Here is a 14,775-nt window from a genome sequence, read left to right on the forward strand (position 1 = left end):
GCAATTTTTCGAGGTGCCCTTGAGAACGTGCGGGTCAACCAGATCACTGTCGGAAGTCGCCGCGGCATCATGGCCATGCTCCGCGAAGACCGGAAGCGAACGGTGAGGAGAACCGCCTCTTCCCGAAAGCTATCCTTAAATAGTTATAACAATGGAAAATTTCTCGTACTTTCAGTGGGTTTTATGCTTCCATACACGCTCGGGCCCAAGAAAATTTGATTGCGTTGTCCTCCACCCTGCTTTCCCCGCGGCGCGATGATCTTCGTTATATTGATTGAGGATGATCCGATGACCCACGAAGACCATGAGCGCCTGCTGAGAGAGTTGGAGACGGGCAAAATTGAGTATGACAGTCACAGCGACGATATCTGCCTCGCGCCGGGTGTCCCGCTAACGGAGGCGCATATCCGGATCGTGGCGCAGCGTCCGTATCTGGCAGACAGCTGGCCCCAGCATCTCCGGATCTCGATCGGGCTGCCGCCGATCCCTGTGGCAGAGCTGCATCCCGATGATCTTGCCGCGGATCCCTTTGCCACCGCAATGAAGATCCGGCGGGCGAAATAGCCCAGTGACGGTCGTGGCAGATGGAAAATCCTGAAGTCGGCGCCAGTATCCTGCCGAGAGCACGTCGCGACGGGCTACCTGCTGGGCGTGGGCAATCCTGCGATGCTGTTCCGCCAGCGATAGACAGGCCCTTCATTCGCCGCTGGAGCAATCGTTAACCGACCTCGCATCGGGCGTGTCCCCGAGAAGTCCGCGAGAGGGGATCCGGTAACCCCTCGTCAAGCCATGATGACCGAGCCACAAACGCGACGATTCATCCGCGGGGACTCGCGCCGAGGATCGCCGGTGGTAGAAGCCGATGGTCTGCCGAGGTGACACCCGATGCCGCCTCCGTTCTACAGACCCGCACGCGCGGCGGCCGTGACGGGGAAAATTACCACCACAGGGGTTCAGAATTTTCGACGGGCTCCGCTTGGCCGCATATTTCGCCGCTGATGTCATAAGGCGGTCTGGAAAATCGCCCCTTCCCCGGTATGGGAAAGCGACCGGGCTACCTGCCCCCGGCTATAGCTCATCACCGTGCGCGGCCATACTCAACTCAGGCCGAACTTTCCGAACTTCATGAAAAGGGCGTGGATCGACGGCGAGTCGCCCGGTTGCAGTAGCGGCGATGGAGGTCCGACCCGGATTTTCGGCGAGACACAACACGCTATATTGCTGCACATTTCTGAGGAAATGGAGCGGGCGATGGGAATCGAACCCACGACATTCAGCTTGGGAAGCTGACGTTCTACCTCTGAACTACACCCGCGCGCGGATCGTGTAACATCCCCTGCCCTCGCTGCGCAAGGGGCGATGGCTGCCTTCGCCCCGGCTCTCACCGCGATCTTCGGGTTACCTATCGCTCGTCCGCGATGACCTTGCCGTCGTTCGGCAGCGTTCCTGGCGGCACGATGCGCACCACGCCCTTCAGCTTGGTAACTTCGGCGAGCTTCTCACCCAGTCGGTCGGCGGCAGCGGCGGCGGCATGTTCAGCCCAGAGCTCCATCCGGTCCTGTTCGCCTTCGCGTTTGACCACGAGCCGCACCTTGCCGGTTCCCGCCACGGAACGGGCAACGGCGGCTACCTGCTCGGGCCGGACGAACATGCCCTTCACCTTTGTCGCCTGATCCGCGCGGCCCAGCCAGCCGCGGATCCTCCGGTTGGTCCTGCCATCCTCCGATGGGCCGTTCAGGATCGCGGACAAATCACCCGTGGCAAAGCGGAAGAGCGGGTAATCGGCCGAAAGCCGGGTGACCACGACTTCGCCCACCTCTCCGTCTGGCAGGGGCTCCCCCGTGCCGGGGCGCACGATTTCCAGCAGCACACCTTCGTTTACCACCATGCCGGGGCCATCGCCCTCATAGGCGACGATGCCCAGATCCGCGGTGCCGTAACACTGACGAACCTGCACGCCCCGCCCGGCAAGCTCCAGCCGAAGCGACTCGGGAAGCGCCGCGCCGGAGACGAGCGCCATCCGAAGCGAGCTGGTATCCGCGCCCTGCTCCGCCCCCTTGTCCAGAATGATCTTCAGGAAATCCGGCGTGCCCACATAGGCGCTCGGCTGGAATTGCTCGATGGCGATGAGTTGATCCGCGGTATTGCCGGGGCCTGTCGGGATCACCGCGCAGCCGATCGCCTCCGCGCCGCTTTCGAACATGAAGGCCGCGGGCGTCAGGTGGTAGGAGAAGGTGTTGAGCACGACGTCCCCCTGCCGGAGCCCCGCCGCGTGCAGCGCCCGCGCCGCGCCCCACCAGTCCGGCCCCTTGCCCTCCGGGTCGAAGATCGGGCCGGGGGAGATGAAAAGCCGCCGAAGCTGCCCCCGCTCGGTCGCGGTGAGGCCGCCGAAGGGAGGGGCGGCCTTTTGCAGGGCGGAAAGGTCGGACTTCCGAAGCACCGGCAGCGCCGACAATCCGTTCCAGTCCTCCACCCGCTCAGGGCTATCCTTGAGGCGATCCGCCCAATAGGGCTGCTCACCGCGCGCGCGGGATAGCGCCGCATTCAGCCGTGTGAACAGAACCTTGTCACGTGCGGGAGGATCCAGGGTTTCCGCCTGGTCGTAGGGTTCGCCCATGGCGTTCTCCTTCAAGCCAGCCAGCGTTTGCGCCGGCGGTAGTGCTTCACATTGCGATAATCGACCTTGCCGCCGCCCCCGAGGTAGAAGTCCTGTACGTCCGGGTTGCTTTTCAGAACCTCCGCCGCACCCGACATCACCACCTGACCGTTCTCTATGAGATAGGCCCGGCTCACTACATCCAGCGTCGCGGCCGCGTTCTGTTCCACCAGCAGCACGGATAGACCCTGCTCCTCATTGATCTTGCGGATGATCGCGAAGATCTCCTGCACCAGAATCGGTGACAGGCCGAGCGAGGGCTCGTCCAGCATGACGAGCTTCGGCTCCGTCATAAGCGCGCGTCCGATGGCGAGCATCTGCTGCTCCCCGCCCGAGAGATATCCGGCCTTGGAGCGGATACGCTCCTTCAGGCGGGGGAAGTAGTCGTAAACCTGTTCGCGAAGCTCGTTGTAGCGGGCGGAATTGCCGCCGCGATAGGCAGCAATCAGGTTCTCGTCCGGTGTGAGATGGCCGAATATCCGCCGTCCTTCCAGCACATGCACCAAACCGTCGGCCACCCGTTCGGGCGGTCCCATCTTCAGCAGGTCATGTTCCCCGAAGCGGATCGTGCCGCGTGTGACAAGCCCGCGCTCCGGCCCGAGCAGGCCGGAGATCGCCTTCAGCGTGGTCGATTTTCCCGCGCCGTTGGAGCCGAGAAGGGCGACAACCTCGCCCTCCCCGACTTCCAGGGACACGCCCTTGATGGCGAGGAACACCTTGTCATAGATCACCTCGACATTCTCGAGGACGAGCCCCGGCATGGGTCAGTTCCCCGCCTTGTATTTCGCAGCCGAACTCTCGATCTCCGCCCGCACGACATCCTGATAGGCCGCGTGCCAGTCGGAAACCGGCACCCAGGCGGAGCCGTCCCATTCGGACACCCGTCCGGCACCGCCGCCTTGATGATCCGTCGCCGTGATGGTGATCGGCGGCATCAGCCCTTCGGCATCGAAATCGACGATCTTCTCGAACCCGGCCTTCAGCTTCTCACCCGTCAGCGGACCACCGCCGTCGGCCAGCGCGAGCCGCGCCCCCTCCACCGCGACAGCCATCGTGGCCACCCCGAGGTTGTAATAGCTGGTGCCGACATTGGCCTTGTCGCCCGCCCCGTGACCGGCGTCGATCACCTTGGACTGGATGCGCTCGAGGATGGGGCTGTCCATGCCGGAAGCCGTCGCCTCGAAGCGCTTGACGCCCTTCATCTGGGCCGCGCCCACGTTCGCGGCATCCGTCTCCGCCAGCCAGATAACGGAATAGATGCTGTTCGGATCGATGCCATTCTGGATCGCCGTGCGGACGGAGACCGCCTGCCCGCCGCCCGCACCCCAGATCATCACGTAATCCGGGCGGTAACGCCGGACCTCCGACCATGCGGCGGACTGTTCGTTGCCGGGGCTGGCATACGGGAATGCCTTGACCTCGAACTTCTCCTTTTCGGCCAGATCGTTCAGGATCGGCAGCGGCTCGCGGCCGAAGGGGCTGTCGATATGCACGATGGCGATCTTCTTGCCTTCCAGACCGCCGTGCGACTTCATGTATTCGACAAGGTTTGCTGCCTGCGACCAATAGGTCGCCATCATCGGAAAGACATAGGGAAAGACCTCCCCGTCCGAAGCATCACCGCGCCCGTGAACCGGCGTGATGAGCACTACCTTGTCCTTGTTCACGCTGTCGATCATCGCCGCGGAAACGGGCGTCGACAGGAAGTCGAACAGGATCGCACCCTCATCGCGGGCGCGGTTGTAGGCTTCAATGCCACGCTGCGGCTGGTTGCCGTGATCGCGCACGATGGCCTCGAACTTGGTCCCGTCGATGCCGCCTTCCGCGTTCACCAGCGTCAGGTAGTCCCGCTGACCCTGGTTGTACTGCCCGGTGACGAAGGTATAGACGGCCGTGAAATCCTGCAGCAGGCCGATCTTCACGTCATCGGCGCGCGCGGGGCCGCCAAGGGCCAGTCCCGCCAGAACCACCGCGGTCATCGCGCCGCCACGCATCCATTTCAGTCCCATGTTTCCTCCCATTTTCCCGGCTCCTCCTTCCGGTCAACTCGTCAGCTTCTGGCGTGGCGGAATGGCCAGACCAGGAAATACTTGCGGATGTTGTCGTAGATTTTTGCCAGCCCCAGCGGCTCGAACAGCAGAAATCCGATGATCATGGCGCCATAGATCATGAGCGGCAGATGCGAGATGAAGTTCTGGCTGACCGGAACCCACCCCGCCCCTGCCAGAGCGGCGATCGCATTCGTCAGCACGATGGGCGCAAGCAGCACGAAACCCGCGCCCAGATAGGACCCGATGACGGAGCCGAGCCCTCCGACAAGCACCATGGCGACGAGCTGGATGGAAACGTTGAAGCCGAACTGTTCCGGTGTCACCGCGCGGTAGTAGCAGAAAGCCAGGATCGCCCCGGTCACTCCCCCCATGAAGGAGGAGGTGAAAAAAGCCATCAGCTTGTAGCGGAAGGGATCAACCCCGATGACAGCCGCCGCGAAATCCTTGTCGCGGATCGCCACAAGGGCGCGCCCGAAGCTCGTCCGTTTCACGTTCAGGAAGAACAGCGTCATCAGGACCACCCAGCCCAGTGCAAGCCAGTAGCGGGAGGCGAGGCTCTCGATCGGCATGAACAGGAAGCGGACCTCCGGCGTGCGGAGCGTGGCATGGGCGCCGCCGGAAATCGCGGGAACGTTCACGATCACCCAGTCCACCAGATACTGCATCGCGAGCGTCGCCATGACGAGGTAAAGCCCCTTCACCCGGAGCGCCGCCGCCCCGAACACCGTGCCGATCACGGCGGCGACAATCCCGGCGGCAAGCAGGGCAATCTCGAACGGAACCCCGGCGCGAACCATGTGGATCGCCGCATAGGCCCCGATCGCCATCACCGCCGCGAAGCCGAAGTGCAGCTGCCCCGCCAGCCCCATAAGCAGCGTGAGCGACAGCGCCGCCGCGCTCCAGATCACCCACGGCAGAACGTAGGAGCCGAGGTAGAGGTCGGACAGATACAGCGGCGCGGCCAGCGCCAGCAGCAGCAGCAGGATGACGATGGTCCTGTCGGCAGGCACCGGCCAGAGCGCGCGGGCGCTTTCGTAGCGGTTGTGATGGACGCCGGAGAGACGGTAATACATGTCAGATCCTCTCGATGTCCTCGCGCCCGAAGATGCCGTAGGGGCGGATCATGATGGTCAGAAGAATGATGAGCGAGGTCACGACATCCCGCGTACCCCCGCCGACGACGCTGTCGAGATAGCCGGGGATCACGGCCCCCAGCACTCCGACGAGGATGCCGCCCACCAGCACCCCGATGATGGAGTCGAGCCCCCCCAAGATGACCACCGCCACTGCGGGAAACAACAGGGTGGAGAGTGTCCAGTCCACCCCCTGCGCAGACCCCCAGAGCGTTCCCGCGACGACCGCCGTCACCCCCGCCAGACCCCAGGAGATGCCGATGGCGCGTTCCACCGAGATGCCGACCGCCCAGGAGGAGATATGGTCATCCGAGACGGCGCGGAGCTTGGTGCCGAGCCGGGTGCGGAAGAACAGCAGCGCGGCGATGACCATGACCACGCCGATGGCCCCGCCGATCAGATAGGTGCGGTTGATGAACACGTCCCCCACGATCACCGGAGCAAACCCGATGCCGAGGTCGAGCGGCTTCGGCGTGGTGCCGAGAATGCCGGGCACCAGCCCGCGCAGCAGGATGTCCAGTCCGAGGGTCAGCATCACGATCATGATGATCGGCTGACCGACCATCCGGCGCAGCAGCAGCCGCTCCACCACCAGACCCAGCGCGAACATGGCCAGCGCCGCGCCGATCACCGCCACCCACATCGGCAGGCCCAAGGAGAGCAGGAGCCAGACCGCGTAACCCGCCGTCATCACCAAAGCCCCCTGCGCCAGGTTCGGCACGCCCGCGGATTTGTAGATCAGCACGAAGCCGAGGGCGACGAGGCTGTACATCAGCCCGGTGAGCGCGCCATTGATCACCAGTTCAACGAAATAGGCCATCAGCGCCCCTCCCCGCCCTTGACGTCGCGGATGGACAGGCGGCGCTCGATCACCCCGGTCTGCCCGTTCTCATAGGTGATCTGCGCGCGGTAATCGACGCTGTCCTGCCCGGCATAGATCGCGTCGATGATCGTGGCATAACGGTCGTCGATCAGGTTGCGGCGCAGCTTGCGGGTGCGCGTGACCTCCCCGTCGTCCGGGTCGAATTCCTTGTGGAGATTGACGAACCGGCTGACGTTAAGGTTCGCCGGCATGACGGCATTGACCTGCGCCACGACGTCCCCGATCAGCCCATAGACCTCCGGCCGCTGGGACAGTTCGGCATAGGACGTATAGGCCACGCGGTTTTCCTGCGCCCATTGCCCCACCGCAGCGAAGTCGATGCAGATGATCGCCGAGAGGAAGTCCCGCCCTGCGCCGATCACGCAGGCATCCTTGATGAAGGGTGAGAATTTCAGCCGGTTCTCGATATAGGTGGGGATGTAACGCGTGCCGCCGGCGGTGTGCATGACCTCCGATACGCGGCCAAGCACGACAAGCTGGCCATCCCCCTCCACCTGCCCGGCGTCACCGGTGTGCAGCCAGCCGTCGCGGAGCGTCTCCGCGGTGGATTTGTCATTCTGGAAGTAGCCGTCGAAGATGTTGTCGCCCCGCAGCAGGATCTCCCCATCCTCCGCGATCCGCATCTCCACGCCGGGAAAGGGGCGCCCCACGGTGGTCAGCGAGATGTCCTCCGGCTTCTGGGCGACCGCCAGCGCGCAGTTCTCCGTCTGGCCGTAGAATTGCCGCAGGTTCAGGCCGAGCGCGCGGAAGTAGAGAAACACGTCCTCCCCGATCGCCTCGCCCGCGGTATAGGCCCGCTTCACCCGGCTGAGGCCAAGGTGATCGCGGATCGGGCCGTAGATCAACACCTCTCCCATCGCGCGGCGCAGCCGTTCCGTTGCCGTCGGCACATGGCCGGAAAGGCGCTTGCGCTCCAGTTCCACCGCGAAGGGCATGAAGGCCTCATAGAGCCGCCGCTTCACGCCCGCCGTCTCCGCCACGCCGACCTGAATGCGCGTCAGCATGGCCGACCAGGCACGCGGCGCGGCGAAATAGAGCGTGGGAGCGATCTCCCGCAGGTCATGCAGCGCGGTTTCCTGCCCCTCGGGCACGTGGACGGTGAAGCGGAGCGCCATGGCCGCGCCCACGGAAAAGATGAAGTCCCCGACCCAGGCCATCGGGAGATAGGCCATATGGACCTCTCCCTGCTGGAAGTATCCCGCCGCCGCAGCGTTCCGCACACCGGCCAGCACATGCCCATGCTTCAGGGGAATACCCTTCGGCGCGCCTGTGGTGCCGGAGGAATGCAGCAGGATCGCCACATCATGCACGGAGGGCCGCAAGAGCAGATCTTCCGTCAGCCCCGGCTCCGCCGCCAGCCGCGCCCTGCCCCGTTCGGAAATCTCGCTGAAGGCGACGACGCCCGGCGCCTCCTTCCCCTTCAGCCCGCGCGGATCATCATAGATGATGAGACGGAGACCGGGATGGGTTTCGCGGGCGGCGAGCAGCTTGTCCACCTGCTCCTGATCCTCTGCGATGGCGACATGAACGCCTTCGCGCTTCATCTGCTGCGCCAGTTCCTCCGCCGGGGCATCCGCATAGGCAGGCGACGGGATCGCGCGGAGCGCCACGGCCCCCAGCATGCCGAAATACAGGTTCGGCCGGTTGTCCCCGATCACCAGAACGATGTCACCCTGCCCGACGCCCTGTGCCTCCAGCCCGGCGGCAAAGGCAAGCACGGCGTCGTGGTAATCCTTCCAGGTGTACTCCTGCCAGATGCCGTGGTTGCGCTCCCGCAGGGCCACATCGGAGCCGTGGTCGCGCGCATTCCGGGCCAGCAGGCTCATCAGGTGATCATCGGCGACCCAGTCGGGATGCAGTGCCTCGGGCGCGGACAAGGGCGCGGCGCGGACCGGCTCAAGCTGCATGGCGTGCCTTTCCGATATAGGCTTCGACCACTTTCGGATCGGCGATCGCCTCGCGTGCCGGACCCTGGGCGATCTCGGTGCCGTTGGACAGGACGAGCACCCGGTCGCAGATCGCGGTGATCACGTCCATGTGGTGCTCGATGATGAGAACCGTCAGGCCCAGCGCCTCCTGAGCATCGAGGATGAAGCGGACCATGTATTCCTTCTCCTCCTGGTTCATGCCCGCCATGGGCTCGTCCAGGACCAGAAGCCGCGGCTCCGCACAAAGGGCGCGTGCCAGTTCCACCCGCTTCTGAAGGCCGAGCGGGATGACATCCACATGCTCGTCCCGCGCGCTTTCGAGTTGCAGAAGATCGATGACCTCCTCCACCTTGCGGCGATGCGCGACCTCTTCCTTACGCGCCCACCACGGGTAGAAGAACGAGGCCAGCGGATTGGGCTTCATGTAGATGTGCCGGCCCATCAGGATGTTGTCGAGCACGCTCATCCCGTGAAACAGCGCGACGTTCTGAAAGGTCCGCGCCACCCCCATACCGGCGATACGATAGGGTTTCAGGCCGTTAATCTGCCTGCCCTCAAGCGTGATCGTGCCTTCCTGCGGCGGATAGAACCCGGTGATCGCATTGACGAGGGTCGTCTTGCCCGAGCCATTCGGACCGACCAACCCGAAGATTTCACCCTGCCGCACCGCGACCGAGACATCCGTCAGCGCCTTCACCCCACCGAAACGGCGGCTCACGTTGTCGCAGACCAGCACAGCTTCCGCCGGTGCGACCGCTTCCGCCGGTGTTACCGCTTCCGCCGGTGCGACGGCAGGTGAAGCCCCCGTCACGCGCGCGGCCCGTTGAGCAATGTGAAATGACGCAGCGGCGACTGCGCGTGAAGCGCGGCCCGACGATCCTCCCGCATTCCCGTTCCTCCCAAAACAGGTCCGGCATGCCTTAGGCATTTTCCGGCAATTTGGAGGTTAGCATGATTCTGATTTCTGGTAATATGAAAATAATCGTAAATATCTTTCAGGATATCGGAAAGTGCATCCCAATCTGGTCGATCACCTGACCGCTTTCATCGCCGTGATAGAAACGGGCAGCCAATCGGCCGCCGGGCGCGCCTTGCGGCGGCCGGTTTCCTCCATCAACTACTCGCTCGCCCAACTGGAGACACAGTGCGGTTTTCCCCTCATCGAGCGCGCCCAGCGCCCCGCCACGCTGACGGAACAGGGCCGCGCGCTCTTTGCCGAGGCGAAATCGGTGGTGGAGCGGGCGCGGCGTTTCACTTCGCACGCCGCCTCTCTGGAGCAGGGGCTGGAGACGCGCATAAGGGTGGCGGTGGATGTGCTTTTCCCACGCGCCCGGCTGACGCAGGCTTTGGGCCGGTTCGCGGATCTGCATCCCCGGGCCACCTTTCAGTTCTTCAACTCATCGCTCGCGACATTGTGGGACGATCTCCGCGGGGGGCGCTTCGACATGGCCTTCTCTCTCGCCGCAGCCATTCCGCTGGACATGGAAGCTCGCTCCTTCGCGATAGAGACGTTGTCGCCCGTCTGCGCGATGACGCACCCGCTCGCGGCGCTTCCCCTGCCGCTCGCCGCCCGCGCCTTCGACCGGGAGCGCCAGATCTATTATGTCGGCGCGCCGGAGATCGACATGGAACGGGTGGGCCGGGTCTTCTCCACCGATGTCTGGACGGTGAATGATGTCGAGCAGATCCGGCAGATCGTCCTTTTGGGTCTCGGCTGGTGTTTCGCGGCCTCCGGCACCTTCGAGGACGAGGTCCGGTCGGGGCGCATCCGGCGGCTGACCTGTGCGGATGCGCAGTTCCATCCGGCCCGCACCATCGTCGCCGCCTGGCCGGTCGAACGCCGCCCCGGCCCGCTGGGACGTGCGCTGATCGACACGATGTCGGAGGTGATGGCCGAACAGGATGGAGCATGAGCGGGCAGAACTTCCGCTTGAACCCACGACAAGGCCCGCGCTACGCCTTAGGCGAAGCAACGAAGGCACAAGCCATGACACAGACGCTCCCCTCCCTCTCACTCATTGCCGAAGAACGGGGGACAGTCCTTCTGGGCTGGTCGGAGATCGCCGCTCCTGCCGTGGTGGGGCTGATGGCGCGTTCGGGTTACGACGCGGTTCTGATAGACCTTCAGCACGGTCAGCACGATATCGCCAGCATGCGGGACAGCATCACCGAGGCGACGCTCGCACAGACCCCCGCCCTGGTCCGGGTTCCGGTACGGGACTGGGCGATGGCGGCCCGCGCGCTTGATCTCGGCGCGGCGGGGATCGTGGCTCCGATGATAAACTCGGCGGAAGATGCCGCCGCCTTTGCCGCGGAGATCAAGTATCCCCCGCTCGGGCGCAGAAGCTGGGGTCCGGGGCGGGCGCTTCAGGCGCACGGCATGACCCCCGCCGATTACTTCGGCAAAGCCAACGCTTCGACCGCCGCCATTGCCATGTGCGAGACGCGGGAAGCTCTCGCAGTGCTGGACGATATCCTGTCTGTGCCGGGTATCGACGGCATCCTTGTCGGCCCGGCCGACCTGTCGATCGCGCTTTCCAACGGGACCATCGAACCGGAGGGCACGGCCGTGCGAGAGGCGATGCGGGAGATCGCGCGGCGCACGCGGGCGCGGGGCAAGCTCGCCTGTGCCTTTGGCGGCCGGGCGGAACGCGCGGCGGAGCTTATCGCCGAAGGCTATCAGGTCGTCTCCGTCGGGCATGATACCTTCACCCTTGCCAATGCCTTTGCCAGCACGGTGGACGGGTTGAAGCAGAAGATCGCCCGCTGACGAAAGCGGAACGGGAAAGGAGCGGCGATGGAGCAGGAGCGTATCGGACGGCACCGCACAGGGCTGCCCGCCCGCCTCGCCGCCTTTCTGCCAGCGCCGCCCCGAAATCCCGGCACCCCACTCAACCCGCGGCTTTTCGAGGAGCGGACGGTGGACACCACGGCGGCGGAACGGGATGCGCCGCGTATCGCCAGAAATCGCGCGCTTTCCGGAGAGAACAGGGTGGCGTGGCTGTTGAATGCGATCCGCTGCATGGACCTCACCACCCTCGCCGGTGACGATACGGCGGAGCGCGTTGCACGGCTTTGCGACAAGGCCCGGCGGCCGCTCCCCCCCGCGATCCGCGATGCGCTGGGGGTCGAGGGGCTGACCACGGGCGCTGTCTGCGTTTACCCGACGATGGTGCCCCACGCCGTCCGCTCCCTGCAGGGTTCGGGCATTCCAGTGGCCTCGGTCGCGACGGGCTTCCCGGCCGGGCTGATGCCGCTCCGCCTCCGCCTGGAGGAGATCCGCTATGCCGTGGCGGAGGGTGCTGCGGAGATAGACATCGTCATCACGCGGGAATGGGCGCTGAAGGGCGCCTGGGGCGCGCTCCATGACGAAATCGCGGCGATGCGGGAGGCATGTGGCGCGGCGCATCTGAAGGCGATCCTTGCCACCGGCGAACTGGGCGACCTCTCCCGTGTCTATCAGGCTTCCATGGTGGCCATGCAGGCCGGGGCGGATTTCATCAAGACATCGACCGGCAAGGAGACGGTGAACGCCACGTTGCCGGTGAGCTTGGTGATGATGCACGCGATCCGCGATTACCATGATGCGACGGGCCATGCCGTGGGTTTCAAGCCGGCCGGTGGCCTGAGAAGCGCGGAAGACGCCCTCGACTGGCAGATCCTGATGCGGGAGGAGCTGGGCCGCGCCTGGCTGGAGCCGCATCTTTTCCGCATCGGCGCCTCGTCCCTCCTGGCGGGAATCGAGCGTCAACTTGAACAACACGTGACGGGTCGGGGCACAGCCGACTGGCGTCAGGGCATCGCCTGAGGGGGAAGCAGGATGACCGGCCTTACCGATCTCATGACGGATCTGGATTACAGCCCTGTGGTGGAAGATCCGGCACCTGCCCGCCGCTGGCTCTCAAGCCACGGAAATCGGCTTGGCGCCTTTGTCGATGGCAGGTTCGCCCCGCCGGGCGCGGACCTTCCGGTCATCACCGCGCTCGACGGGGCGATGATCGCTCATGCAACCGAGACGACGGTCGAGGAAGGTCTGCGGGCGCTGCGGGTCGCGCGCCGTGCGGGGAAACGCTGGGCCGCACTCGCCCCCTGGGAGCGGACGGACCATCTTTTGTCCTTCGCGCGGAGGGTGGAGGAGAACCGCACCCTGCTGACCCTGCTTTCGGTGCTGGAGACCGGCCGCCCCATCACGCGGGTGCAGGAGGAGATCGCCGCGCTTCCCGGCCGGCTCCGCGCGGCTGCAACGGCCCCGTCCGACGCCCCGCTGGGTGTGGGGTTGATGCTCCTTTCGGCCGATACGGGGCTTGGCGACATAGCGCATGACCTTGCGGCGGCACTGGCGGCGGGAAATGCGCTCGTGCTGAAACCGGCGCCGAAGACCCCCCTGACCGCCCTCGCCCTTGCCGACATTGCAGCGGAGGGCGGGCTCCCGCGCGGTTTGTTGAACGTCGTGAGCGGCGGGGCTCCGCTGGGCACCGCGCTGGCGCAAAGCGAAATCCCGGGGCGGATCGTCCTTTTCGGCAGTGAAGAGGCCGGGCGCTCGCTGCTCAGAGAGACGGCGGGTCTGCACAAGTCGCTGGCGCTTCGCCTCGGCGGAACGCCGGTGTTCATCGTCTTCGGCGATGCCGATCCCGATGCAGCGATCGAGGCGATCGTTGCAGGTTTCGGCAGGCATGGCGCGCGGGTGCTGATCGCGGCGGACATGGCGGCGCGGTTCGAGACACTGCTGCTGCGACGGTTCGAGCGGCTCCGCACCGGCAACCCGCTGGCGCGCGGCAACGACCTAGGGGCGCTCCGCTCTGCGGCAACAGCGCGGCTCGCGCAACTCCTGTCCACCGCCTCGGCGGAGGGGCTGGAGATTGTCCGCGGGCGCGCGGCAGAAGGCGGCGTTGCGCCCGAGCTGATCCGGGCGGTATCGCCCGCCTCCGCACTCTGGGACGCGTCGATCCCCGGCCCGGTCGCGATCACCGCGACTTTCCGCTCGGTGGAGGAGGCGGTGGCGCTTGCGAACAACAGCCGTTTCGCCGCGCCCGTATCCGTCTGGAGCGGCAGCGGTGGAAGAGCCCTGCAGCTCGCGCTCCAACTCCGCTCGGGCAGCATCGCGGTAAATGCACCGGTCGAAGCCAGCGCGCCACCGCGGGCCGACAGCGGCTTCGGCGGTTGGTCGCTTGCGGACTGGTCGCGGCCGGAGGTGCCATCGCGCGGACGCCCGGAGCGGGCCTCGGCTCCGCCGCAGGCGATCCCGGTGAACAGCGGCGCCCGGCTGGTGATCGGAGGCGTGGCCCGGCCACCCGCAGGCGGCGAAGGCTATGCGGCGGAAGCCGGCGTGGCACCGCTCGGCTCTGCCAAAGACGTGGCGGCCGCCATCGAAAGCGCCCAGAAGGCCTCCGCTTGGAGCCGCCTCCCCCCGGCGGAGCGTGCGCGCATCCTGCACCTCGGCGCGGAGCGGTTCTCCCGCGAGGCGGGGCGCATTGCGGGCACCACCGCTCGGGAGGCGCTGGGGCCAGCGATCGACCGCTTCCGAAACGCCGCCCTGCCCCTCAGCACGGGCGAGAGCCTGATCGGAGCGGAACGGCTGATACTGAGCCAGCCGGACCCTTTCGGCATCGTCGCTCTTGCCTGCCCGGCAGATGCGCCGCTGATGGCGCCGCTTTCGCTCCTGCTGCCGCTCCTTGCCCGGGGCAACCGTGTGGTCATGCTGCCCTCCCCCCGCGATCCGCAACCTGCCATCGGGCTGGCCCTGCTTCTGTCTTCGGCCGGGCTGCCGCCGGGCACGGTCAGCGTCGTGAGCGGGAACCGGGATGCGCTGTTTCCCTCTCTCGCAGGGCACGACGCGGTCGATGCGGTCTGGTGCTTCGGAACGTCGGAACTGGCGAAGGTTGCGGAGGAAATGGCGTCTCTCTCGCTGAAACCGGTGCTCGCACGGGATGGAGGTCGCATCGACTGGTCCAGCAGGGAGATGGAGGGGGGCTGGCTCCTTCATGCGGCCCGGCGTGAAAGGTGCATCAGCCTTCCAACCCGGCCCTGATCCGCCTTAGGGCTGAATTCTGCCGCGAACCCTTTTCTTCCGGCCCAAAACGCCTATTGTCTGGTTCCACCGCCGCCCCGTCGGGCAAGGGAGAAA

Annotated in this window: 13 protein-coding genes and 1 tRNA gene; 6 read left to right on the forward strand and 8 right to left on the reverse strand. The window is 65.6% G+C overall.

Features of this window, described 5'->3' with window-relative positions; translation table 11 throughout:
- Together CDV49_RS20745 and CDV49_RS14295 are read left to right on the forward strand one after the other, a co-directional pair.
- On the forward strand, positions 1–219 hold a 219-nt coding region (locus CDV49_RS20745), incomplete at its 5' end, for a hypothetical protein (RefSeq protein WP_218821984.1).
- Positions 220–288: 69 nt separating this feature from the next.
- Complete coding sequence (locus CDV49_RS14295) at positions 289–564, forward strand: hypothetical protein (RefSeq protein WP_088216111.1); 276 nt, start codon at positions 289–291, stop codon at positions 562–564.
- 676 nt (positions 565–1,240) lie between these two features.
- Here the strand turns inward: CDV49_RS14295 and CDV49_RS14300 are convergent.
- The 8 genes from CDV49_RS14300 to CDV49_RS14335 all read right to left on the reverse strand — a co-directional run bounded on the left by CDV49_RS14300 (position 1,241) and on the right by CDV49_RS14335 (position 9,462).
- Positions 1,241–1,315 (reverse strand) — tRNA-Gly (locus CDV49_RS14300).
- 87 nt (positions 1,316–1,402) lie between these two features.
- Complete coding sequence (locus CDV49_RS14305; RefSeq protein ID WP_088216112.1) at positions 1,403–2,617, reverse strand: phenylacetate--CoA ligase family protein; 1,215 nt, start codon at positions 2,615–2,617, stop codon at positions 1,403–1,405.
- 11 nt (positions 2,618–2,628) lie between these two features.
- Positions 2,629–3,417 carry an ABC transporter ATP-binding protein gene (locus tag CDV49_RS14310; protein ID WP_088216113.1) on the reverse strand — a complete coding sequence of 263 codons (789 nt, stop codon included), beginning with the start codon at positions 3,415–3,417 and terminating at the stop codon, positions 2,629–2,631.
- A gap of 3 nt (positions 3,418–3,420) precedes the next feature.
- Positions 3,421–4,665, reverse strand: coding sequence for an ABC transporter substrate-binding protein (locus tag CDV49_RS14315; protein ID WP_088216114.1), 1,245 nt, complete (start codon positions 4,663–4,665; stop codon positions 3,421–3,423).
- Positions 4,666–4,706: 41 nt separating this feature from the next.
- Positions 4,707–5,780 (reverse strand): branched-chain amino acid ABC transporter permease, encoded by a 1,074-nt coding sequence (locus CDV49_RS14320; protein WP_088216115.1) that lies wholly within the window; start codon positions 5,778–5,780, stop codon positions 4,707–4,709.
- 1 nt (position 5,781) lies between these two features.
- Positions 5,782–6,660, reverse strand: a complete 879-nt coding sequence (locus tag CDV49_RS14325; RefSeq protein WP_088216116.1) for a branched-chain amino acid ABC transporter permease — start codon at positions 6,658–6,660, stop codon at positions 5,782–5,784.
- A complete protein-coding gene (locus CDV49_RS14330) occupies positions 6,660–8,630 on the reverse strand; it encodes an AMP-dependent synthetase/ligase (protein WP_088216117.1) in 1,971 nt (656 codons plus the stop codon). The genes CDV49_RS14325 and CDV49_RS14330 overlap by 1 nt, the downstream gene beginning before the upstream one ends.
- Positions 8,620–9,462 carry an ABC transporter ATP-binding protein gene (locus tag CDV49_RS14335; RefSeq protein ID WP_088216118.1) on the reverse strand — a complete coding sequence of 281 codons (843 nt, stop codon included), beginning with the start codon at positions 9,460–9,462 and terminating at the stop codon, positions 8,620–8,622. The genes CDV49_RS14330 and CDV49_RS14335 overlap by 11 nt, the downstream gene beginning before the upstream one ends.
- Positions 9,463–9,661: 199 nt before the next feature.
- Between CDV49_RS14335 and CDV49_RS14340 the strand changes: the two genes are divergently transcribed.
- The 4 genes from CDV49_RS14340 to CDV49_RS14355 all read left to right on the forward strand — a co-directional run bounded on the left by CDV49_RS14340 (position 9,662) and on the right by CDV49_RS14355 (position 14,679).
- The gene (locus CDV49_RS14340; RefSeq protein WP_088216119.1) at positions 9,662–10,564 is read left to right on the forward strand and encodes a LysR family transcriptional regulator; all 903 of its coding nucleotides are present in this window, start codon (positions 9,662–9,664) and stop codon (positions 10,562–10,564) included.
- Positions 10,565–10,638: 74 nt separating this feature from the next.
- Positions 10,639–11,421, forward strand: a complete 783-nt coding sequence (locus CDV49_RS14345) for an HpcH/HpaI aldolase family protein (protein ID WP_088216120.1) — start codon at positions 10,639–10,641, stop codon at positions 11,419–11,421.
- A gap of 27 nt (positions 11,422–11,448) precedes the next feature.
- Complete coding sequence (gene deoC / locus CDV49_RS14350) at positions 11,449–12,459, forward strand: deoxyribose-phosphate aldolase (protein WP_088216121.1); 1,011 nt, start codon at positions 11,449–11,451, stop codon at positions 12,457–12,459.
- A 12-nt stretch (positions 12,460–12,471) separates the two neighbouring features.
- A complete protein-coding gene (locus CDV49_RS14355) occupies positions 12,472–14,679 on the forward strand; it encodes an aldehyde dehydrogenase family protein (RefSeq protein ID WP_088216122.1) in 2,208 nt (735 codons plus the stop codon).
- Positions 14,680–14,775: the final 96 nt, after the last annotated feature.

Origin of the sequence: Haematobacter genomosp. 1, from assembly GCF_002196855.1 — a bacterium.
Lineage (GTDB): Bacteria > Pseudomonadota > Alphaproteobacteria > Rhodobacterales > Rhodobacteraceae > Haematobacter.